Raw genomic sequence first — 23,311 nt, 5'->3', positions numbered from 1 at the left:
GCACAGGTTATAGTACCCTTAAACAGCACTGATAAAAGGGCATTCCTTTATTTGTGTGTTACATCAGGTAGCTGCAAGTCTCGTTGAACATGTCAATCTATATCATTTACGACATAATATGTCGATAGTTTAATTTGTTAGGGATTATTATGACCATGCAAAAAGACAGTAAGAAGTCATTGTCTACACTCATCACACAAACCGCAGAGCGCCATTGGCAGCGGCTAGAGGATGTATGGTCCGATGGGCTGTCACATTTGACACCAACAGCTAAACAAGAATTAAAAACGGTACTGGGGTTAAGTGATTATGTGGCCGCGCAGTTAAGTAGACATCCCGAATGGATTAATCGACTATTCATGGGAGACTTAACGGATGTTAATCGTAAACATTATGATGTTGAATTACATGAGTTGCTAAGTAATGCGACTAGCGAGGATATGGCTAAATCCGTATTACGTCGTTTTCGTAATTATCAAATGGTACGCTTAGCTTGGCGTGATTTTTTAGATTACACCAGTTTAGAAACCTCCCTTCTAGATTTATCTGCACTGGCTGAAGCGTTAGTGATCTGTGCCCGCGATTGGCTTTACAAAGAGATGTGCGCGCAATATGGCACACCAATGGATAAAGCTGGTAATCCGCAACCGCTGCTGATTTTAGGTATGGGGAAACTCGGTGGTCGTGAGCTTAACTTTTCCTCGGATATCGATCTGATTTTCACTTTTCCCGAGCATGGCGAAACCCTTGGTGGCCGTCGGAGTTTAGATAACCAACAATTTTTTATTCGTATGGGGCAAAGGCTTGTCAATCTACTCGATCAAATAACGGTCGATGGTTTTGTTTTCAGAGTCGATATGCGTTTGCGTCCTTATGGTGAGAGTGGTCCACTGGTGGTGAGTTTTAGTGCACTTGAGGATTATTACCAAGAGCAGGGGCGTGATTGGGAACGCTATGCCATGGTTAAAGCCCGTGCACTTGGTCCGTGGAATCATTTTTCCGATGAACTACACAGTTTACTTCGCCCCTTTGTGTACCGCCGTTATATTGATTTTTCGGCTATCGACTCCCTACGAAAAATGAAGCAGCTTATCGCTCAAGAGGTACGTCGTCGTCAGCTAACTGACAATATCAAACTCGGTGCTGGCGGTATTCGAGAAGTGGAATTCGTGGTGCAAAGTTTTCAACTTATTCGCGGTGGAAGAGAGCCAGCACTTCGCCAACAGAGTTTATTTGGCGCTATGGACACGCTTTATAGTCTTGGGCAGTTTGAATACCTGGCGGTGGACGAATTAAAACACAGTTACTTGCTGCTGCGCCGAGTCGAAAATCTACTACAAGCGATTGATGATAAACAGACTCAAACCTTACCGAATAATCCCCTCGATTGGGCAAGATTATGTCATGTACTCGATATGGCAAATGAGGTTGAGTTACGCAGTCATATTGAAGCGGCAATGGCGAAAATACACCGTCATTTTAAAGCGACCGTTGGGGGTGAAGAAGGGGAAGAAAAAACAGAGCATTGGACTGTGCAATTGTGGAATGTACAGCAGGATGATCATGCACTTGCATTGTTTGCCGAGCAACAGATCGAAGATGACAAGCTATGGCCTATGCTTAGCTGTTGGCGTGAAACGGTGATAAAGCGATCTATTGGACCTCGAGGCCGGGAAACTTTAGATAAATTAATGCCAAGATTATTGGAGGAGCTTCTCAATCAACACAGTCCGTCGGCGGCCTTCGAACCCGTTTCTAAGGTACTTGAACAGATTTTAACGCGCACCACTTACCTCGAGCTTTTATGCGAAAACCCTGGTGCGCGTCAACAATTAGTGAGCTTGTGTTGTGCAAGTCCTTGGATTGCGACTCAGTTAGCTAAATTTCCTATGTTATTGGATGAGCTTATCGATCCCGCGCATTTGTACGACACCACTTCATTGGACGATTATCCCAGCGAGTTACGCCAATATCTGCTTAGGGTGCCGGAAGATGATATGGAGCAGCAAATGGAGGCGCTGCGACAATTTAAACTTTCACAACAACTTAAGATTGCCGCAGCCGATGTCACAGGCGTATTACCTGTGATGCAAGTCAGTGATCATTTAACCTTTTTAGCTGAAGCCATTATTGAGCAGGTTGTGATGCAAGCATGGCAACAGGTGGCGCAACGTCATGGTGTGCCAGGGTATCTTGAGGGCAGTGATACTGGTTTTGCCGTTATTGGCTACGGTAAGTTAGGCGGTATTGAACTTGGGTATGGATCGGATCTGGATTTGGTATTCCTATACGAAGCCCATAAAAATATGGAAAACAGCCTAACTAATGGCGATAGACCGATAGAAGTAGGACATTTTTACCTTAAACTTGCCCAACGCATTTTGCATTTATTCTCCACTCGCACCACATCAGGAGAATTGTATGAGGTCGATATGCGTCTGCGCCCCTCTGGCGCCTCGGGGTTGATGGTCAGTGAGATTGAACGCTTCGGGGAATATCAAGCTAATGAGGCTTGGACTTGGGAGCATCAAGCCTTAGTTCGCTCACGTTTTGTTTTTGGTGACAATAGTTTAGCGGTTAAGTTTAGTCATATCCGAGCCTCAGTGTTAGAACAGTCGAGGGATAAAGCGGAGCTTAAAAAAGCCGTGCGTGAGATGCGCCAGAAGATGCGTGATCATTTGTTAAAAGTGACCGAAGGCCAATTCGATTTAAAACAAAGCATTGGTGGAATCGCCGATATTGAATTTATTGCTCAGTATCTTGTGCTTGCTAATGCCCATGAGTATCCAGAACTATCGATTTGGTCTGATAATGTGCGAATTTTTGCTGTGTTAGCCGAACTTGCGCTTTTACCTATTATGAGTGCGCAACATTTAACTCAATCCTATTGTTGGCTAAGGGATGAGAATCACCGACTTACACTACAGCAAAAGTCGGGGCAGTTGCCTTACATTGAGGTTGCAGAACATGCAGAGCGGGTACTGAACATCTATCGAGCCGTGCTTGAATCGTAAACTTTTGTCTATTCAAATTCTCTAGGTCGGGGGATTTGGTCTAAAGTTTAATGCAGAGCAGCTATTAGAGAGTGCCATGGAATTACCTCCCATCCCAGAAAATGAGCTGCAACGTTTAGCCACGTTGCGAGCTCTCAATGTGTTAGATACCGATGCAGAGGAGCGCTTCGACCGTATCACTCGCCTGACTCGGCGAATTTTTTCGTTGCCAATTTGTGTCATTACCCTTGTAGATGCTCAGCGCCAGTGGTTTAAATCTCGCCAAGGACTTGAAATAACTGAAACATCACGGGATATTTCCCTTTGCGCCCACGCAATAAACTATGAGGGTATTTTTATTATTAACGATACTCTCCTCGATCCGCGGTTTTGTGATAATCCTTTTGTGGCACAAGAACCCTTTATTCGTTTTTATGCAGGTTACCCACTCACGATAAATCATCATTACCGAGTAGGAACACTATGTGTAAATGACACTGAACCTCGGGAGTTTAGCCAAGAAGATATTGAAACCTTGACAGATCTCGGCCAAATGGTTGAGGCCGAGTTATTATCTATCGCGCAGAATACCTTAGATCCTTTAACGGGCATTTCAAATCGTCGAGGATTTGAGTTATTAGCACATCAGGCCATAGCGAGTTGTCGACGCACTGAATCGGAGGCGGCTTTAGTGTTCTTCGATCTCGATTTTTTTAAAGAAGTGAATGATAGCTTTGGTCATCGTAAGGGCGATCAGGTGTTATATGATTTTGCCCATATCTTAATGACTGCTTTTAGGGAGTCGGATGTGATCGCAAGGCTTGGCGGCGATGAGTTTGTGGTGCTGTTAAGTTTTGTGCATAGAGATACAGTTAATCGAGTCATCGAGCGCTTTACGCAGTTACTTGAGCAATATAATCAACAGCATCCTAAGCAACATCGATTGGCGACCAGCATAGGTATAGCCCATTGGACGCCGGATTCAGATATGGGCTTAGAGGATCTGTTAGATTCCGCCGATAAAGCCATGTATCAGAATAAAGCCGCACATCACAGTGATGCATCTTAAATTGCTTATGCCAGATGAAAAGGGAGACAATAATGTCTCCCTTTTCATTGGATCTGATTAGGCGAAAAACTAAATACCGGCGTTAAGCCGTAATGAGCATGACCCAATGTTGATATAAAGGTAAGCCAATTAATACGTTAACTGGAAACGTGATCCCAAGAGAAGCTAGCATTGCTAAGCCTATATTGGCTTCAGGGATTGCGGCACGTATGGCTGCAGGTGCCGCGATATAGGATGCGCTAGCACTTAAGCCCGCTAATACTAAAATACTGCCAGCGGGTAGATCTAGCCATACACCCACACCAATGCCGAACCAGGCTAAAACGAAAGGAACCACCGCCGCAAATACGAGTAGGCGCCATTGTTTGAGGGGCAGAGGTAAGCATACCTTGGCCGTGACTAAACCCATCTCGAGTAAAAATAAGGCCAATAAGGTTTTAAAGCCACCGAGTAGCACGGGCGTTATTGGTGCCAGCCCATTTGGGCCATAGAGCCAACCAATAGCGACACCACCGAGCAGAAGGGCAACACCACGGCTGGTTAAAGCCTCGTGCAATACATTGGATTGTGCCTCCACTTTAGGCATTGTTTCTGTAGCATTTTTAGCACTTAAATATCGATGTAGCCAGAGCATCACAATAATTGCAGGCAGTTCGAGTAACACTAAATACAGTGTTGTTTCGGGTCTTAAGGTGAGTCCGGTATTTTCCACGATCGCCATGACTACCGCAAAAGTCCCCGCACTCACAGAGCCATAATGGGCGGCAATGCTAATGGCATCGGTGCGGCCTATGCGTACCAGTTGGGTTAATACTGGATATAGGACTAATGGAATGATTAAACCTAGCGCAATGACGGCTAAGAGTTCACTAAGCACTAAGTTTTGGGTGTGCCCATGGAGTGACATCCCTCCCTTTAATCCCAAAGTCAGCATCAACAGAATGGATAAGGTTTCGTAAATAGCTGGGGGGACTTTAAGATCTGATTTTACGAGGCCAGCTAATAAACCTAAAGCGAAGAAGGCAATCACAATATCGGGCATAAGTATCTCATTAGTTTTGACTCTTACACCCTGTCATACCGGGTGAGTGGTCGAGTAATCCTGATGGCTGGTGATTTTGAACCTAATTGGTTATATTGGAAAATAAATTGTTTACCACTTAGGTATAGATCATTATCTATGGAAAAGCATTCGTCATTGACCCCATTTAAATTGCGGCACTTAAGTTTTCGTTTATTGCAGGTCTATGTGCAGGTTGTTCGGCTTGGCAATATTTCCGCAGCAGCAAGGGTTTTACATTTAACTCAGCCGACAGTGTCATTGCAACTTAAGAAACTGGCCGATGTGTTGGGCGAGCCATTACTGGAGAGCCGTGATGGCCGCATGTTGCCTACTTTGATAGGTAATGAACTTTACCGCGCCGCCTGCGATACCTTAAGTCGTTTTGAGGATGTTGAAGCTTTTATGCAGCAGGCTAAAGGTGGCAGCGTTGGTCATATCAATATTGGCATAGTCACCACTGCAAAATACGTATTACCACGGATTTTAGGTGCATTTTATCGGCAATTTCCACAGGTTAAAGTGACCTTAAATATTGGTAATCGTGCCCATGTGTTAGGCCGATTTGAACGCCAAGAAGATGATTTATATCTGTTTAGCCATCCACCAAGTGGTGATAATGTGTTATCCGCGCGCATCATTAAAAACCCACTGCAATTGATTGTGCCTAAAGATCACTGGGCGGTGGGCCGCGAGCAAGTGAATTTTAATGAGCTTAAACATGAGCGTTTTATCGTGCGCGAACCAGGCTCAGCCACGCGCTTGATGTTTGAGTCTTGGTGTAGTGCTCAAGGCATAACCCTAAGCGATACGATGCAAATTGAGAGCAATGAAGCCATCCGTTTGAGCGTTGCGTCGGGTTTAGGATTATCCGTCATATCAGCACACACACTGCAAGAAGGGCGTGAAAAACCAGCGGTTTTGCCTGTTATTGGTTTTCCTCTTGAAAGTAATTGGTATCTGGTTGGTCGTAAAGATCGCCGCTTACCCTATGCGGCCATGCAGTTAGTGGATTTTATGGCAGCGCACTTGGCCGAATGTATTGAACCAGAGTGGGTGGCTACGGATATCCAGCAGCTTAGCATGCATTTTAATCCTGCAAGTCTATCTAGGTAAGGGGAATCTAGCTGAACTTTTTTTAGTGATAGCAAGATTTAATAGGACTTTCATCTTGATAGGATGATGAAATATGAATAATTGGGTTTTACTGAATCTTGGCGATGCGCTATTAGCTGGCAATCAGCTCAGCAGATTACAAAAAACTTAATTGATTTATATCATCGGTATAAACGCCTGATTCATTTGCCGCCTATTATCGATATGAGTCATCGTGATAAAAATAAACTCGGCAAAAGAATGATGGCTTTTTTATTTTACTTTTACAGCTAATTCTATGGCTTTTTGCGGCCTTAATTACCACTGATTATGATGATTCAATCAGCTTTGGCTTGGAATGATAACTTATTGTTAATTGGCAATAGAATCCTAATTGATATTCTGCTGTTTGAGTGACTTTATCATCCGCAAAAACACACTAATTTTACATGTTCCTCATCATGTTTATTCTCTGATAGTTGATGATTTTTACGTATTCTTTACGGGATTAGTCATTTGAACTCTAGAGACTTTACACCGTTAATTCATATATTTGTCCCGTTACTCAATTTCTTAAGGACAAATTATATGGACTGGATATTTCTAATACTTTCCATAGCACTTTTCATTTACTTAGCAGTGGCAATGTTTGCCCCTGATAAGTTTTAGGAGTCGTTATGTTTGAAATTACCCTTATTTTTACTACTGCGCTTGGGCTCGCATGGCTGTTGGGATCCTATATGACAGGGGTTTTCTCTGGTCAGTCCCATTTTTCAGATCGTTTATTTAATCCTATTGAAAAGTGGATTTATCGGGCTATCGGCGTAAATGCCCATTCGGGGATGACATGGAAATCCTATGGTGCGGCGTTTCTTATCAGCAACTTAGTACTTGGCATTTTGGCGTTTCTTATCCTTAAATTCCAACATGTGTTACCGCTTAACCCCGATGGCATAGGACCATTATCTTGGGATCTGGCGTTGCACACTGCGGTGTCATTCCTCACCAATACCAATCAACAGCACTATTCTGGGCAGGCTCAGCTCAGTTATCTGTCCCAAGGATTTGTCATTGTCACGCTGCAATTTGTCACTCCAGCCATGGCGCTGGCGGTTTGTGTGGCGATTTTGCGGGGAATGTTAGGCGGGTTGAATAATGACAGCGCCAAAGAGGGCGAGGCTCGAAATCTGGGTAACTATTATGTTGACCTAGTGCGCGGTGTGCTCAGACTTATGCTGCCATTAGCGGCTATTGTGGCGCTATTACTGACTTGGCAAGGCGTACCGAGTAGTTTTGACGGTGCGCAAAAAGTGAACACCTTAGATTCAGTATCACCTATCTCTGAGCAGGTCGTTCCGATTGGCCCCGTTGCTTCTATGGTGGCCATCAAGCAGTTAGGCACTAATGGCGGGGGCTGGTATGGTCCCAACAGCAGTAACCCGCTGGAAAACCCAACGCCAGTCAGTAATGCAATCGAGACCATTGCCTTAGTGTTGATCCCTATGTCCGTCGTTTTTATGGCGGGCGGCATGCTAAGACGCAAAAAATTTACCTTGATGGCTCTGGTGGCAATGGGTCTATTGAGCGTCAGTTTTCTTGGGGCAACTGTGTACAGCGAGTTGCAACCCAACGCCGCCTTTGCGGGATTAAGCGCCCAAGGGCCTAATATGGAGGGTAAAGAAGTTCGCTTTGGACCTGAGCTATCGGCGCTATGGGCTTCTTTTACCACACAAACCTCTAACGGTTCGGTCAATGCCATGCACGATTCCTTCAATCCAATAGGGGGATTGATGACGCGATCAGGCATGTTGCTCAATGCGATATGGGGCGGTATTGGCTGCGGTTTTGTTAACTTTATCGTTTATGTGTGGATTGCTGTTTTCTTATCGGGATTGATGATTGGCCGTACGCCAGAGATATTTGGTCGTAAGCTCGAAACCCGTGAAATCACCCTTTTGGGAAGTCTATTAGTTTTACCTACCTTATGCGTCTTAGGTTTGACGGCGATCAGTGTGGCGATCCCGAGTATTACGGGCAACAGCAACCCCGGCTTTCATGGAATTTCGCAAGTCTTTTACGAATATACCTCCGCTTTTGCTAATAACGGTTCGGGTTTTGAAGGTTTAGGTGATAACACACCTTGGTGGAATATCAGCTGCGTTATCGCCTTACTGCTTGGTCGATACCTGCCACTGTTTTTACCGCTGGCGATTGCGGGGATGATGTCGAGTAAAAGAGTGAGCCCTGACAGTAACGCGAGCCTGAAGCTCGAGAGTCCCACCTTTTGTTTCACCCTTATTGCCGTGATTTTAATCATTAACTTCCTGTCTTTCTTACCAGCGGCGGTATTAGGGCCTATTGGCGAAGCTTTAGAACTTGCCACTATGAGTCTGGAGAAATAGTCATGCATAAACCTGCTCAAATATTAGATAGCGCTGGCGTGAAGCAAGCTGCCTTTGGTGCTGTAAAGAAAATGTCCTTAGTGAGTATGGCTGGCAATCCTGTGATGTTCGTGGTGCTGGTGGGCGCTTTACTCGCCGCATTGATCACAGGACAAAAGTTCTTCAATGGCGAGGCTGTTGCTTTTGAGTTAGCCACGACCCTTATTCTTTTGCTTACCGTGTGGTTTTCTAACTTTGCGGAATCCGTGGCAGAGGCCAGGGGGCGCGGACAAGCGGCTAGCTTAAAGTCGGCGAAAGAGGCCTTGCAGGCTCGGCGCATACGCCACGGTGAGTTGGAATCAGTATCCGCAACTTTGCTTGTCAAAGGCGATAAGGTGAAGGTTTTACAGGGGGATTATATTCCTGCCGATGGTGAGATCATCGAAGGGATAGCCACTATCAATGAATCTGCTATTACCGGTGAATCTGCGGCTGTGCTGCGTGAAGCAGGCACAGATCATTCCGGTGTGATTGGCGGCACTAAGGTACTTACGGGTGAAATTACCGTGCTGGTTGCCAATGATCCTGGGAATAGCTTTTTAGATCGTATGATAGGGCTGGTCGAAGGGGCGAAGCGTCAGAAGACACCGAACGAAACGGCGTTGACTGTGCTACTTGCATCATTGACTGCGGTTTTCCTTATCGTGGTGATGACTTTGCCACCCATGGCGGGTTTCGTCGGTGCAAGCCTTGATTACACTATGTTAATTGCGCTGTTAGTGTGTTTGATCCCAACGACGATTGGTGGCTTGTTACCTGCCATTGGTATTGCCGGCATGAACCGTGCCTTAGCCGCCAATGTGGTCGCTAAATCGGGTAAAGCCGTGGAAGTTGCGGGGGATATCGATACGTTACTGCTGGATAAAACTGGCACTATCACTTTCGGTGATCGCCAAGCGACCGCGTTTCTACCCGTGAAAGGCATTGCAGCTGAGATGTTGCGTGATGCGGCGGTACTTTCCTCCCTCGATGACCCCACCCCTGAAGGGAAATCTGTACTCAAATTGGCCATAGATTTTGGGGCGGTATTGCCCGTCAAACCTACGGATGCAACTTTTATCCCTTTTACGCCGGAGACTCGGGTTTCTGGGGTGATTTTAACCGATGGTATTCAAGGCATAAAAGGCGCGGGCGATGCGATGCAGTTTTGGGCGCAGCAGCATCAAATTCACTGGCCTGAATCTGTTAACGCGCTTATCCGTAAAGTGGCTTTGCAAGGGGGTACTCCTTTAGTCGTTGCCAGTGGCACGCACATTTTAGGGGTTATAGCCTTAAGTGACGTGATTAAGCCAGGCGTTGCGGAGCGGTTTGCCCGTTTAAGGGCGCTCGGTGTACGGACCATCATGGTGACAGGGGATAATCCGCTAACGGCTGGCGTGATTGCCGCCGAAGCTGGGGTTGATGATTTTGTCGCTGAAGCTAAACCTGAGGATAAACTTGCCCTTATTCGTGCTGAGCAGGCCAAAGGTCGATTAGTGGCTATGGTGGGGGATGGCACTAACGATGCGCCGGCATTAGCGCAGGCCGATGTAGGTCTTGCAATGAACTCAGGTACCCAAGCCGCTAAAGAAGCTGGCAATATGGTGGATTTGGATTCTGATCCCACTAAATTACTGGCTATCGTTGAAGTCGGAAAACAATTGCTGATCACCCGTGGCGCCTTGACTACATTTTCCCTCTCCAATGATGTGGCTAAGTATTTTGCCATTATTCCAGCGGTATTTGCGGGGGCTTTGCCTGCGATTGGTGCACTGGATCTGATGCAGCTTCACAGCCCAACCTCAGCCATACTCGCAGCGCTCGTATTTAATGCTCTTATCATTCCCGCCTTAATTCCATTGGCATTAAAAGGCATCAAGCTCAGACCCATAAGTGCAGAAAAATTACTGCGAAATAACATGCTGATTTATGGCTTAGGTGGGGTGATTTTACCCTTTGTCGGCATTAAAGCGCTCGACTCAATCATTGCCCTTATGCTCTAGGAGACAGTAATGAATTCAATCGTATACACCACTAAAACCCAGCATGCCGTTATGGGATTGAGAGCCAGTCTCGCCCTGTTATTTGTGTGTGGCGTTGTCTATACCGGCACTGTGACTCAGCTCGGTGGCGCTTTATTTCCCGTACAAGCTAAGGGCAGTGTGATCCACAGGGATAATGTTGCTATGGGTTCTGAGTTCATCGCTCAGCCCTTTGTTAATCCTGCCTATTTTTATAGTCGGCCGAGCGCTGTTGATTACGATCCTATGGCGACAGGTGGTAGTAACCTTGCGCCGAGTAACCCAGCGTTACGTGAACGTGTGATGGCAACGAGCCAAGAAATCCAAGCCAGAGAATCCGTTCAGGCCGCTGATATCCCTGTGGATTTACTTGCCACATCGGGGGCGGGGTTGGATCCTCATATTTCTCCCGCAGCAGCCAAACTGCAAGTCGCACGTGTGGCTCAGGCTCGACAGTTAGCTGAACCACAAGTGTTGACCTTAGTGGCGCAATTTATCGAACCACCGCAGTGGGGCATTTTTGGGCAAGCGCGCGTCAATGTGCTCAAGCTCAACCTCGCTCTCGACCAGATTGCTAAACACGCTCAATAAAACAATATTCTACTGAATTTAAGGATACATTTTTATGTTACCGATTAAGTCGGCTCTTTGTTCGCGTTGCTCGCGCCTTTGCGCGGGTGTGATGATGGCGTTATCTTCACTCTCTATGGGCGCGCTTGCCAGCACTGAGGCTCAAGGGGGCAATGCCTCTTGGCAGAGCCAAGGGAGTGTGATGCTCATCAGTGATTATGCGTTTCGCGGTATTTCTCAAACCGATGAAGGACCAGCAGTTCAAGCAGGGTATACCTTAAGCCATGATTCTGGCTGGTATGGCTCGCTTTGGGGCAGTAACATCGAATTTGGGGATGGAAGTTTAGAACTCGACTTGTCTGCTGGCTGGGCCAAGGATTGGGATAATGGCTTAACAACGGACCTAGGCGTGATACGTTATCAATACTCGCAGGACGATACAGACCTGAGTTATAACGAAATTTATGCTGTGGTAAGCTACGCCGATGCTAAGTTAGGGTTGGTTTATTCTCCTGATTATTTCGGCGAGAATGTGGACGATTTTCAGTATGTCTACGTAAGCTATGAGCCGCAACTATTCTCTAATGTAAGCCTCGCTCTGCATCTTGGGAGTAATTTTTTTGCGTCCCAGCAAGATATGGCGCAGTTCTTAGGCTCTATGGTCGCAGACAATAACCACTATTGGGATTGGCGAGTGGGGCTGAACCTCAATATGACTGAGCAGGATGTGTTGAGTGTCGGTTATGTCGATACGGATTTATCGCAGAGTCAGTGCCAGTCCCTGTGTGATGCGCGCTGGCTAGTGAGTCTTTCAAGGAGTTTCTAATCGTGGTTCCAATCAGTCAAACACAGCAAGCCAATGCGCTTTTAAGTCAGATACAGCAAAATGATAAAGGTAAACTGACGGTTTTTCTTGGGGCGGCACCTGGCGTGGGCAAGACTTATGGAATGCTCAGTGCGGCAAGGGAAATAGCCCACCAAGGTGTCGATTTGCTGGTTGGACTGGTGGAAACCCATGGGCGTGCCGATACCGAGGCCATGCTAGCAGGTTTTGAGGTATTGGCGCGTAAACCCATTGATTATCACAATAATCGTTTAACAGAATTTGACTTAGATGCGGCGCTGCTTCGTCGGCCTAAGCTGATCCTCGTCGATGAACTGGCCCACACGAATGTTCCCGGTAGTCGCCATAAACGGCGCTATCAAGACGTTGCAGAATTATTGGCTGCGGGTATCGATGTCTATACCACAGTTAACATTCAACATTTGGTCAGTTTGAATGATCTGGTTTTGCAAATTACTCAAGTGCGGGTACGGGAAACCGTACCTGATCGCTTCCTTGATGAAGCCCATGAAATTATATTTGTCGATTTACCGCCATCAACACTTATCGAACGCTTACAGCAAGGCAAAGTTTATCTGCCGGAGTATGCTCGCTCAGCCTTAGATGCTTTTTTTTCGGTCTCGAATTTGACGGCTCTGCGCGAATTGGCAATGAAAAAAGTCATAGAGAGAGTCGATGCAAAACTGATTTGTGAACTCGATGCCAAAGCACAGGGAACAGATTTTGTTCTCAAAGATAGATTGTTGGTTTTAGTCAGTAACAGCAGTGATCATCAATATTTGATCCGCATAGGTCGGCAGATTGCTGAGCGGCGGCAAATTCCTTGGTTAGTGCTTTGGGTCGATACAGGTAAAGCGCTGGGCCTTTATCAGCGAAAAAGACTAAATGAGGCCTTTGCCTTAGCCAAAGAACTCGGTGCGCAGACCGAAGTATTACGTGGCACGAGCAGTTATCAGGCCATTTTACCCTACATAGCCCTACATCGAATTAATACAGTGTTAGTCGGCGCGGGTGTGAAACGCACCTATCCTTGGTGGCGTAAAAGGCTCTACCAACGCTTGATTGAATCTGGTTTACCCGTTGAAGTCAGCGTATATCACGCCCCCGACAGTCAAGTACAAGTACGAGACCCTATCAAGCCTAAAGTCAGTTTTGGTGATCTTCGAGGCCATATTCTTGGGCTGATTGGTGTGGTGGTTATTTTCCCGCTGGTGGCATTTTTAGATACTTGGCTCAGTAATGGCAATCTGGTGTTGTTATATGTTTTCTTGATTGTCAGCATTGGCTTAACCTATGGCGCTCGGCCTGCGATGGCGACGGCGGTATGGTCATTTTTTAGTTTTAACTTCTTTCTCACTGAGCCTAAATTCACTATGAATGTGAATAGCCAGGATGACATTGCCACCTTAATCTTTTTGGTTTTTATCGGGCTTATCAGCGGCCCGGCCGCTTCTCGGATCAGGAACCAGTTTATTTTACTGCGCGAGTCAAATCGTTATGCAGAAACGTTAAAGGATGTCGCCCAAGAATTATCGGTCGCCGATGATGAAAAAGCCCTTTGGCAAACGATAGGACGCAAGATTACAGGTTCAGTGAATGCCGATTGTTATATTGTTTTGCAGCGTAAAGACGGTCAGCGATCCTATTTACCGCTGCTGAATACGCCATTTAACGACCTCGATTTGGCGGCAATCGATTGGACCCTGCGCCATGGGCAAGCTGCGGGGCGTTTGAGCGATACCTTGAGTGCATCGGGTGTCAGTGTGTTCCCCATTGAACTTGAAGGTACGACGATTGGCGCGGCGATTTTAGATTGGCAACCCACAGTCAACGAACTCAGTCCGTTTGATAGAGAGCTTATTCTTGCCATGTTACAGCAAGGCGCTAATACTTGGCGGCGTATTCAGTTAGTGTCAGATCTTGAATCGGCACGGGTGAAAACAGAAATTGAGCAGTTACGTTCGGCATTATTATCATCAGTATCTCACGATCTAAAATCACCACTCTCAGCTATGATGGGGGCGGCGGAGAGCTTAAAACTATTGAATAAGCAATTGCTAGAGGCCGACCGAAACGAGCTACTCGATACTATTTTGCAAGAAAGCCGTCGCTTGGACAGCTATATCCAAAATTTACTCGACATGACACGCCTAGGTCATGGCACTTTGAGCATAGAGCGTGATTGGGTTTCGGCAGATGACATTATTGGCAGCGTACTTGGTAGGCTTAAACGCTATTTCCCTAACGCAATCGTTGAATATCACAGAGAAAAAGAACCCCCACTCCTCTTTGTGCATGCGGCGCTGATCGAACAAGGATTATTTAACATTCTAGAGAATGCCGTTCGATTTTCACCACCAGAAGAGCCTATTTGTATTGAATTAACCATTTCCAATCACCGTTGCTGTATTGCCATTGAAGACAGAGGGCCGGGGATCCCCGTCAGCCATAGGGATCAAATTTTCGATATGTTTTATGTGGTTGCCGATGGCGATCAGAAAAAACAGAACACAGGTATGGGGCTGGCTATTTGTAAAGGCATGATAGCTGCACACGGGGGGAGTGTTCGCGTTACCGATTGCCTACAGGGGCAAGGCACTCGTTTTGAAGTTGAATTGCCGTTAGACTACCCTGTTCCTGGCTAATCATTTTTAGTCAAAATATCCTTACTAAACCACAGAATGGACTAGAGACGTGGCAATAAAAATCGTGGTTATCGATGATGAGACCCAAATACGCCGCATGTTGCGGATTGCACTCGCCAGTGAAGGTTATGATGTTACTGAGGCAGAAAATGGTCAGCAAGGACTCTCAGCTGTCGCTCGCCAGCAACCTGAATTAGTGATTTTGGATTTAGGCTTGCCGGATATGGAAGGCCATCAAGTGCTACAGGAGTTACGGGGATGGTCCGATGTTGCTGTGATTGTATTGTCGGTTCGCAATCAAGATAAGGAAAAAGTCGCAGCATTAGATGCAGGCGCGCAGGATTATGTAACTAAACCCTTTAGTGTGGAAGAGTTACTGGCAAGGGTGCGGGCAATTTTAAGGGACCATATCAAACCTGAAAAATTACCCATATTAGATGATGGTAAGTTGCAGATTGATTTAAGTCGTAGGTTAGTGAAAGTGGATAACCAAGTTATCGAACTCACACCCAAGGAATACGCGGTATTGTCTAAATTGGCGTCGTCACCTAACTGCGTTGTCACTCAGACTCAGCTACTAAAGGAAATTTGGGGGCCAGCCCACACAGAAGACACACATTATCTACGAATTGTGGTCAGTCACTTAAGGCAAAAATTAGGCGATTCCCCGAGTGAGCCTCAGTATATGCGGACTGAACCTGGTGTCGGTTATCGTTTATATTTTGAGCTATAGGTTATAGATATATTTTTACTTTGAACCTTAAGTGCTGCGGCTCATTTCGATTAATCGACTGTAGGTTCTGCGAAATTCGAAACTGAGCGCGCCACCTTGGTAGAGTTCATTGAGTGGTACATCGCAACTCAGATATAAACGGACATGTTGATCGTACAGTTCATCAATTAAACTGATAAAGCGCCGTGCTGGGTCGTCGTTGACTGCATAGGAGAGTTTACGCTCGCCTGTCGCGGCGGCTTGGTTTTCTCCTGTGCCATCCTCGGTACCGCGGGCGCGGATCCAACCTTTGACTTCACCGCCTAGTTTAGGGACACCGCTTACCATTACGATTTTAAATCGACTTGCGATTTCGATGTAATCGAGCTGGGATCTTGGGCCGTCACAGAGAGCATGAAAGTCGAACCAAGCAATTGAGTTGTCTGTGTGGGCTAATGTAGCGCGGATAACTGGGATTTCACGGTTGCAGATGGTAAGGCTAGTATTGCTTAAGTAGGGAGCATTTGGGGCTAATTTATTCACAATATTGTCAAATATCTGCTCGAAATTAAGCGTTCCACTAATACCTATATTTAGGGACGTTGAGGCGCTGATATCAGCTATCGAATCAGTATGTATCCTATGGTCTTGATTGCCTGCAAGGTGCAGCATTTGCGTATGTGTTTGCAACAGTTGGATACAGGGCAAAAATCTGTGTCTGGCTAAGCCGTTTTCATATAAGCGCTCTATGGGGATATTTGATGTGGCTACCAAGACCACACCTTGTTTGAATAGGCACTCAAACAGCCCTGCGAGTATCATGGCATCGCCAATATCTGAGACAAAAAACTCATCAAAACAGAGCACCTTGCACTCTTTCGCTAGATTTTTGGCAATCACAGTTAAGGGATCTCGTTTACCCGAATGTTCGCGTAATGCTTGGTGGATCATAGCCATAAATCGGTGAAAATGCAGTCTTAACTTTCCTTCTGTTGGTAAACAGTCGAAAAATAAATCCATCAAAAATGTTTTGCCCCGACCGACATCGCCCCACAAGTACAGACCTTTAATCTGCGAGTACTGTTGCTGGCAGCTATTTTTAGTAGGTGAAGTCAATTGATGGAATAAATCTTCTAGGGCGAAAACGGCCTGTTGTTGGGCAGGATCTACAACCAAATTTACGCCAACTTGAGCTTGGTAAATGGCCAGTGGAGATATGTTGGTATTTTTAGTGATTTTTTGATTTAAAAGCATAGTATTAGCCATATTCACAATCTAGTTTACTCTCACCTTTCAAGCCGCCACTCCAAGTCGTCGCCACGCAGGCAGCTTAGCTGCTAAGTCGGGGGATTATTCTGCCTGCTCTGGTTAAAAATGTCGCACTTTACTTTGTGAGTATTGGTAAGGCGTAGGGTAAAGTCAGAGACTCGTCGGATTTCATCGAATTCAGTTGAATATCATTCAGTTTTCTAAAAGAACTACTATGATGGCACAGTTCTTTTTCTGGCATAAGTACAAGATATGGTAAGCAGATCTCCGTTCGAATCCTTTCAGTGGAAAAGCGATATTTTTAACTGTGAAAGCACTGATATTGATAATTTTTATCTACTGCTTGAGCAAGAAATGTCCCGTTTGGGCATGGTTGAGAAGGTATTGGGTGAAGTAGGTAAATATAAGGTTAGCTTGTATCAATCTCCTGCCGCTAAATCGAGCTTACCGTCTTTATTAATCAGTGCTGGTTTTCACGGTGAAGAATCCGCTGGGCCATGGGGGTTATTGCACTTCTTAAGTGAGGCTTCCTCCGAGTTATTTGAGCGCGTTAACCTAAGTTTACTGCCCCTCGTTAATCCAACAGGATTTAATCGCGGCCATAGATTCAACAAATTCGGTGAAAACCCTAACCGTGGATTTGTGTTTGAAAATGGTAAACCAAAGGCGAATGAAACCACATCAATAGAAGGTAAATTATTACTCGAACATGCACAGTTACTGATTGCTGCGAGCCGAGAAGGGATTTTAACTTGCCATGAAGATGTGTTAAGCCATGAAGCCTATGTGTATTCGTTTGAACCAAGCCAAGTACCTGGGCGTTTTAGCCTCGATTTACGCGACACTTTAGGGGGATATTTCCCTATTGCACCCGATGGTGAGATAGACGGTTGTCCTGTAAAGGATGGTTTGATCTTCAACCACTTCGATACTTCATTTGAGGCTTGCTTGGTCCGCAGTGGTGCAAGAGTCGGGGCTTGTACCGAAACCCCTGCACTGCACAATTTTGATCAACGGATCTTGGCCAATAGTGCGGCGATGACGCACTTTTTAGCACTTTGTGCACCATTATGTGATTGAAAAACCTATTTATAGATAAAAAAATACCCGCGAATAAGCGGGTATTTTTTTAGCTGTGCAGTATTACTGATTGATAACGGTGGGCACGCCAGTACGTTCATCAAGCAGTTTTTTAATCACAGAAGAATCGGTATCCGCCTTCGCGATAAACTTAACGATATCCTTGGGTAAGGAGATAGCAACAGGTTCATTTGATTCAAACTCTGCAATAGTACGCGATAGCGGTTGATGTACCGCTAAATAGCGTTTTCCATCAGGCTCTTCTGTCGCTTTAATCGGTTGATTAACAAATTGCACACGAGTGCCGACAGGCACTGTTTTAAATAAATGCTCGATATCTTCGTGGCGTAAGCGCACGCATCCTTGACTGACGCGTAAACCAATACCAAAGCTGGCGTTAGTACCATGGATAGCATACAAGTTGCCAATATAGAGCGCATATAAGCCCATTGGGTTATCAGGGCCTGCTGGCCATACCGCGGGGAGAATTTCGCCTTTTGCCGCGTATTCTTTGCGGATACGTGGTGTTGGTGTCCACGTAGGATTGGCACGCTTACGTTGAACGCTAGTCACCCAGTTTTCTGGCGTATCTTTGCCAATTTGTCCAATACCAATAGGCAGGACTTCAACGGTCTTTTTGCCCTTCGGGTAGTAGTACAAACGCATTTCCGCAACGTTGATCACAATGCCTTCACGCGGGGCGTTTGGCAGAATTAACTGGTGTGGAATTAATAACTGGCTGCCAGGTTTGGGTAAGAATGGATCGACACCAGGATTGGCTTCCATCAAGTTACTTAGACCCAGCTGGAATTGAGCCGCGATATCTTCTAGGGTGTGTTTACCCTCTGGCACAGTGTAATAATGGTTTTCGCCAACTAACCGACTTGAAGGCGGCGGTAAAGGGTATTCCGTTGCTAAAGCGGAGAGACTTGGGAACGCTAAAGTCAATAATAAAGCTGTGGTGCGAAGCATACTCATAAGCGGATACTACGATTCCTGTTAATAAAAAAGCGTGTTGAACGCTGCTTTCTCTACCTAAAATAGCGCGGCAAATTGACGGGCAACATGCTCTGGCGCGCGAAGCTCGCATCCTTCCTTATTTTGAACATTATTTCAACTGAAATATGATCCGTACAGCGTATTTATCACTTATTTTAACTTTAGACGCTTAGCCAAGCGATGTAGATTGCCAGGATCGACGCCCAATATCCTTGCTGTAGCGGCCCAATTGTTATCTTGCGTAGCAAAGACGCGTTTAATGTAATCGCTCTGAAATGACTCAGTCGCAAGCGTTAAGTTTAAAAATTCCCTCGTTTCTCGTGCGGACACATCGCTAGTCGCTATTGATTGGCTCGTTTCGAGGGGATTGAGTTTCAGTGGTAAGTCAAAATGCTGTGGCTCAATGGTGCAGCAGCCATTTTCGGCGGATACGCGAGCTAGAACCGTTGCCCTATGGATTGCATGTTCTAGCTCTCGTACGTTACCAGGCCAAGTGTATTGGTTGAGTAGTAATAAGCTAGTGGGACTAAAATTGAGTTGTTTTATCCCAAGCTTTTGCTTGTAACGCTCGGCAAAGAAACCACTTAATAGCGTGATATCCTGTCCACGCTCCCGTAGTGGGGGCACTAATAGGGGAAATACGCTTAATCTATGGTAAAGATCGGCTCTAAAGCGTCCTTCTAGCACTTCAGTTTTAAGCACTTTGTTGGTAGCAGCAATAATCCGCACATCGACTTTTAGGCTGCGATCGTCTCCTACTCTTTGTAGATCACCGTATTGCAGTACCCGCAGTAATTTTGCTTGTAGTGTGAGTGACAACTCACCTATTTCATCTAAAAATAAAGTGCCTTTATCCGCCATTTCGAATTTGCCACTACGATGGCTTATTGCACCAGTAAAGGCGCCCTTAACATGCCCAAAGAGTTCACTTTCTGCGACCGACTCGGGGAGCGCTGCACAATTTAGGTAGACTAAGGCTTTAGTCGCTCTTGCTGATTTTTGATGTATGGCTTGAGCGACTAATTCTTTTCCTGTACCCGTTTCGCCTAGGATTAATACATTGAGATCACTGTGGGCAACGACTTCGATTTCTCGATTTAGACTTTGTATGATGGGAGAATGACCAATGAGTTCGCCATCCGTATTCAAGTTTGGGGCATTTTCTTCTGTATGGCTGGCGTGGCTATTAAGGGCCAAACGCTCAAGTTTTTCTACCAATAATGCATTGCTTAATGAGGCGGCTGCGATAGCACTTAAACTGCGTAGCTCGGTATTGCTAAATTGATCAAATTGAAGGGGATCAAACGCATCAATAGTGACAGCCCCGATAAGACGTTCATTGGAAAAGAGTGGCAGACCAATGCAGGCGTGTACTTTTAGTTGGTCAGCTTGATTCGGAATTAAACCATCGTAGGGATCGGGCAATTCACTATCAGCGGGAAAACGCACTATATCCCCCGCCCTTGCGATGGCTTCAAGCCTAGGGTGTTCACTGAGGATAAATCGTCTACCAAGCACATCGTCATTTAAGCCATTGATCGCCAGTGGCGTAAAGTATTGTCCATGGAAAGTGAGCAGTGCCGCGGCATTACAGTGGAGATTTTGTCTTACGGTATCCAGTAAACGTGAGAAACGATCCCTATGACCTAAACCTGAAGTGATATCAAGGGCAATACGGGTCAGTTCGGTTTGACTTAATGCCATACAAACTCCAGTGTATCCAGTGGGTATAAATAATTGTGATATTGACACAGGTAGTTTAAACAATGCCAGTCTGCTTTGAACTGGTAAGTTGAGTTATTATGTAACCGACGCAATAAAATCCAGTTTGATGCATGGTGGCTAGACTGACTATGGCTAGACTCACCGCTGTTAAACTATAAGTCCAAGGCATCGTAAATGATGCCTTGGACAAGTTTAAAAGAGGGCGTTAGCGATTGGGTTCGAGTAATTCATGCTGAACTTGCGGTGTTTTATTCAGTGCTTTTTTAATCAGATCGAATAGGAATGCTCCCATCAACAAACCGCCGACACTAAAAATAACGTCCCCAAACATGCGCATCCAGACGAGCCGTTCGACTAATGGGCTGTGGATAACCTCAGGCGAGCGAGCATACCAATATCCATGGTCGATGACGGCAAAGAATTGTGTAATGCCCACAGGTAGCAGTGACATAAAGACCATAGCTGCAAGACCGATATTGAGGCTCCAGAAGGCTCCTTTTAGCATTTTTTCATTCCATTGCATCTTGCCTGTTAATCCGCGTAGACAGAAGAGCATCAAGCCCATGCCTAACATACCGTATACTCCCATAAATGCCGCATGAGCATGGGTTGCCGTTGTGTTTAAGCCTTGTATGTAATAAAGGGCGATAGGTGGGTTGATTAGGAACCCAAGTATGCCTGCCCCAACTAAATTCCAAAACGCAGTAGCGACAAAGAACATAATGGCCCAATGATATCTTTGCATCCAGTGACTGGCTTTGCGTAGGCGATACGTTTCCATCGCTTCAAAACCAATAATGGCTAATGGGACTACTTCTAATGCGGAGAAAATCGCACCCCAAGCAATAACGGATGTGGGTGTTCCGGTAAAATAGAGGTGGTGTAAGGTGCCAATGAGCCCGCCAGTTAAAAAGATCATAGTGGTAAAAAGTACGGCGCTGTTGGCGCTGCGACCACGTATTAAACCAAGACGCACTAACATCAGGGCGATAACGGCGGTGGCGAAGGTCTCAAAGAAGCCTTCGACCCACAAATGCACCACCCACCAACGCCAATATTCGGCAATCGCGAGGTTAGAGTGTTTCCCCATAAAAAGACCTGCGCCATAGAATAATCCAATAGCAACACAGGAGGCGTAAAGTACCCATATAACGGGGCGCATTTCACTTTGGACTTTGAGCGCGGGTTTCATTGCCGCAGTGACTAGAGCCAACCAAATTAATAATCCAATTAACAACAGTATTTGCCATACGCGGCCTAAATCTATGTATTCATAACCTTGATGGCCGAAAAGGAAATTCATATCAAGATCAAAGTACTGCTGTACTCCCATCCACTCACCTGCCATTGAACCAACTACAATTATGACTAAGGCGACCCATAGCACGTTAACACCGAGGCGTTGATATTTAGGCTCATGACCTGATAATGCTGGGGCAATATATAATCCTGTGCCTAGCCAAGCAGTGGCAATCCAGAATACTGCTAATTGAGTATGCCAAGTACGAGTGACAGAGTAGGGTAGGATTTCTGCAAGGGGGAAACCGTAGAATTCTTGGCCTTCCACCGCATAGTGGGCGGTAATACCACCGAGTAAAATTTGTAGTAGAAAGAGGCCAATCGCGGTAATAAAGTATTTACCAACCGCTTTTTGTGAGGCGGTTGGTTTAGCCAAGAATAGTGGATCTTGCTCAGCAGGTTTAGGTAGGCTTTCGTGTTTACCACTGGCGTGATGCCAGATTAAGCCACCAATTCCTGCGATTAAAGTGACAATACTGAGGATTGACCAAACAATATTATCCGAGGTTGGGGTATTGCCTAGCTGCGGATCGAAGGGCCAGTTATTTGTATAAGTATATGAAGCATCTGGACGTTCAGTGATTGCGGCCCACGCCCCCCAGAAGAGAAAAGCATTGAGTTGCTCACGGCGGGCAAGATCGGGCACAGTGCCTTCTTTCATTGCATATTGCTCGCGTAAGTTTTTTAGCTCAGGATCGCTACCAAACAATGAGAGGTAGTGCTGGCTGACCTTATTAATGGCTTCAACTCGTGTTGTAGATAATCTGATAATACTTGTGCCATCAGCATGTTGTTCTACAGTATTACGACGCAAATCATCCCTTAGTGCTTGTTCTAAACCAGCCTTTGCAGGATTAGTCAGTTGTTCAAAGGGTTGTTGATATTGTTCCATTGCGCGTATGTTGAGCCAAGCCTCCGCTTCTTTGTGTAACCAGTCGGCGGTCCAATCAGGGGCAACATAAGAACCATGTCCCCAAATGGAACCCAGTTGATGACCTCCCATAGATCGCCATACTAATTGGCCTTGTTCTATATCTTGTCCACTAAACACTGTGTGTCCACTGGCATCGGTAAAGGCTGTTGGTATGGGTGGTTTTTCTCGATAAATTTCACTGCCAATACTAAGCAGTACCGTAAATGAAGCAATTAACACTAATAATAGTGCAATTACTGTGAGTTTTTGTTTGCTCATAAATCCCCTTAATACAACGTCATTTTGATACCTTTGTGTTATCTATAGCTGGAAATGTGCCAACATTTATCTTATTGAAATTAAATGAATATTTATTGTATGGGTGTCTTTTTGATACGCTTTTAAAGTGTCATAATGACATCTATTGTTTTTATGACACTATTTATTGAGTTGTGTCTTTAAAACAATCGTATTTAGGCTTCTTATCCTAGAACTTACTATTTTTATTGGTATTTTTATTGTTTGTGCTAATTTTCATAGTATATCGGGGTTTCTATTGCGTTATTGCTTGGTTTTAACGTCAATTAGGTGGGTTTT

The 23,311-nt window shown here is 45.5% G+C and carries 16 protein-coding genes; 11 read left to right on the top strand and 5 right to left on the bottom strand.

The window, feature by feature from the left end:
* The first annotated feature begins 149 nt into the window (after positions 1-149).
* A complete protein-coding gene (gene glnE / locus JEZ96_RS15380; protein WP_014611240.1) occupies positions 150-3,014 on the top strand; it encodes a bifunctional [glutamate--ammonia ligase]-adenylyl-L-tyrosine phosphorylase/[glutamate--ammonia-ligase] adenylyltransferase in 2,865 nt (954 codons plus the stop codon).
* Between the two features lie 76 nt (positions 3,015-3,090).
* Complete coding sequence (locus JEZ96_RS15375; RefSeq protein ID WP_011788236.1) at positions 3,091-4,062, top strand: GGDEF domain-containing protein; 972 nt, start codon at positions 3,091-3,093, stop codon at positions 4,060-4,062.
* A gap of 82 nt (positions 4,063-4,144) precedes the next feature.
* Here the strand turns inward: JEZ96_RS15375 and JEZ96_RS15370 are convergent, their stop codons facing one another.
* Positions 4,145-5,104, bottom strand: coding sequence for a sodium-dependent bicarbonate transport family permease (locus JEZ96_RS15370; RefSeq protein WP_198779818.1), 960 nt, complete (start codon positions 5,102-5,104; stop codon positions 4,145-4,147).
* Between the two features lie 138 nt (positions 5,105-5,242).
* Between JEZ96_RS15370 and JEZ96_RS15365 the strand changes: the two genes are divergently transcribed.
* The 8 genes from JEZ96_RS15365 to JEZ96_RS15330 all read left to right on the top strand — a co-directional run bounded on the left by JEZ96_RS15365 (position 5,243) and on the right by JEZ96_RS15330 (position 15,450).
* Positions 5,243-6,238: a LysR family transcriptional regulator gene (locus tag JEZ96_RS15365; RefSeq protein WP_025007584.1), complete on the top strand. Its 996-nt coding sequence runs from the start codon at positions 5,243-5,245 to the stop codon at positions 6,236-6,238.
* Positions 6,239-6,805: 567 nt separating this feature from the next.
* On the top strand, positions 6,806-6,886 hold the full coding sequence (kdpF, locus tag JEZ96_RS19680) for a K(+)-transporting ATPase subunit F (protein WP_081429803.1): 81 nt from the start codon (positions 6,806-6,808) through the stop codon (positions 6,884-6,886).
* Between the two features lie 8 nt (positions 6,887-6,894).
* Positions 6,895-8,619, top strand: a complete 1,725-nt coding sequence (gene kdpA / locus JEZ96_RS15355) for a potassium-transporting ATPase subunit KdpA (protein ID WP_025007586.1) — start codon at positions 6,895-6,897, stop codon at positions 8,617-8,619.
* A 2-nt stretch (positions 8,620-8,621) separates the two neighbouring features.
* Positions 8,622-10,640 (top strand): potassium-transporting ATPase subunit KdpB, encoded by a 2,019-nt coding sequence (gene kdpB / locus JEZ96_RS15350; protein WP_025007587.1) that lies wholly within the window; start codon positions 8,622-8,624, stop codon positions 10,638-10,640.
* Between the two features lie 9 nt (positions 10,641-10,649).
* Complete coding sequence (gene kdpC, locus JEZ96_RS15345; RefSeq protein ID WP_025007588.1) at positions 10,650-11,249, top strand: potassium-transporting ATPase subunit KdpC; 600 nt, start codon at positions 10,650-10,652, stop codon at positions 11,247-11,249.
* Positions 11,250-11,283: 34 nt separating this feature from the next.
* Positions 11,284-12,054, top strand: coding sequence for a TorF family putative porin (locus JEZ96_RS15340; protein WP_061782946.1), 771 nt, complete (start codon positions 11,284-11,286; stop codon positions 12,052-12,054).
* Between the two features lie 2 nt (positions 12,055-12,056).
* Positions 12,057-14,717, top strand: a complete 2,661-nt coding sequence (locus tag JEZ96_RS15335; RefSeq protein WP_061782945.1) for a sensor histidine kinase — start codon at positions 12,057-12,059, stop codon at positions 14,715-14,717.
* 49 nt (positions 14,718-14,766) lie between these two features.
* Positions 14,767-15,450, top strand: coding sequence for a response regulator (locus tag JEZ96_RS15330; protein ID WP_011788245.1), 684 nt, complete (start codon positions 14,767-14,769; stop codon positions 15,448-15,450).
* A gap of 27 nt (positions 15,451-15,477) precedes the next feature.
* On the opposite strand, the gene zapE is transcribed toward JEZ96_RS15330, so the two are convergent.
* The gene (zapE, locus tag JEZ96_RS15325) at positions 15,478-16,695 is read right to left on the bottom strand and encodes a cell division protein ZapE (RefSeq protein ID WP_025007590.1); all 1,218 of its coding nucleotides are present in this window, start codon (positions 16,693-16,695) and stop codon (positions 15,478-15,480) included.
* 255 nt (positions 16,696-16,950) lie between these two features.
* On the opposite strand from zapE, the gene JEZ96_RS15320 reads away from it, so the two are divergent.
* Positions 16,951-17,778 carry an N-acetyl-ornithine deacetylase gene (locus tag JEZ96_RS15320; RefSeq protein WP_061782944.1) on the top strand — a complete coding sequence of 276 codons (828 nt, stop codon included), beginning with the start codon at positions 16,951-16,953 and terminating at the stop codon, positions 17,776-17,778.
* 63 nt (positions 17,779-17,841) lie between these two features.
* Here the strand turns inward: JEZ96_RS15320 and JEZ96_RS15315 are convergent, their stop codons facing one another.
* The 3 genes from JEZ96_RS15315 to JEZ96_RS15305 all read right to left on the bottom strand — a co-directional run bounded on the left by JEZ96_RS15315 (position 17,842) and on the right by JEZ96_RS15305 (position 22,993).
* Entirely contained in the window at positions 17,842-18,756 is a 915-nt protein-coding gene (locus JEZ96_RS15315) for a L,D-transpeptidase family protein (RefSeq protein WP_011788248.1), read from the bottom strand.
* Positions 18,757-18,927: 171 nt separating this feature from the next.
* Positions 18,928-20,481, bottom strand: coding sequence for a nitric oxide reductase transcriptional regulator NorR (gene norR, locus JEZ96_RS15310; protein WP_025007591.1), 1,554 nt, complete (start codon positions 20,479-20,481; stop codon positions 18,928-18,930).
* A gap of 226 nt (positions 20,482-20,707) precedes the next feature.
* On the bottom strand, positions 20,708-22,993 hold the full coding sequence (locus JEZ96_RS15305) for a nitric-oxide reductase large subunit (protein ID WP_198779817.1): 2,286 nt from the start codon (positions 22,991-22,993) through the stop codon (positions 20,708-20,710).
* Positions 22,994-23,311: the final 318 nt, after the last annotated feature.

The sequence above is a fragment of the Shewanella putrefaciens genome (assembly GCF_016406325.1).
Classification (GTDB): Bacteria; Pseudomonadota; Gammaproteobacteria; order Enterobacterales; family Shewanellaceae; genus Shewanella; species Shewanella putrefaciens.
This window is presented reverse-complemented; position numbering and strand designations above follow the sequence as displayed.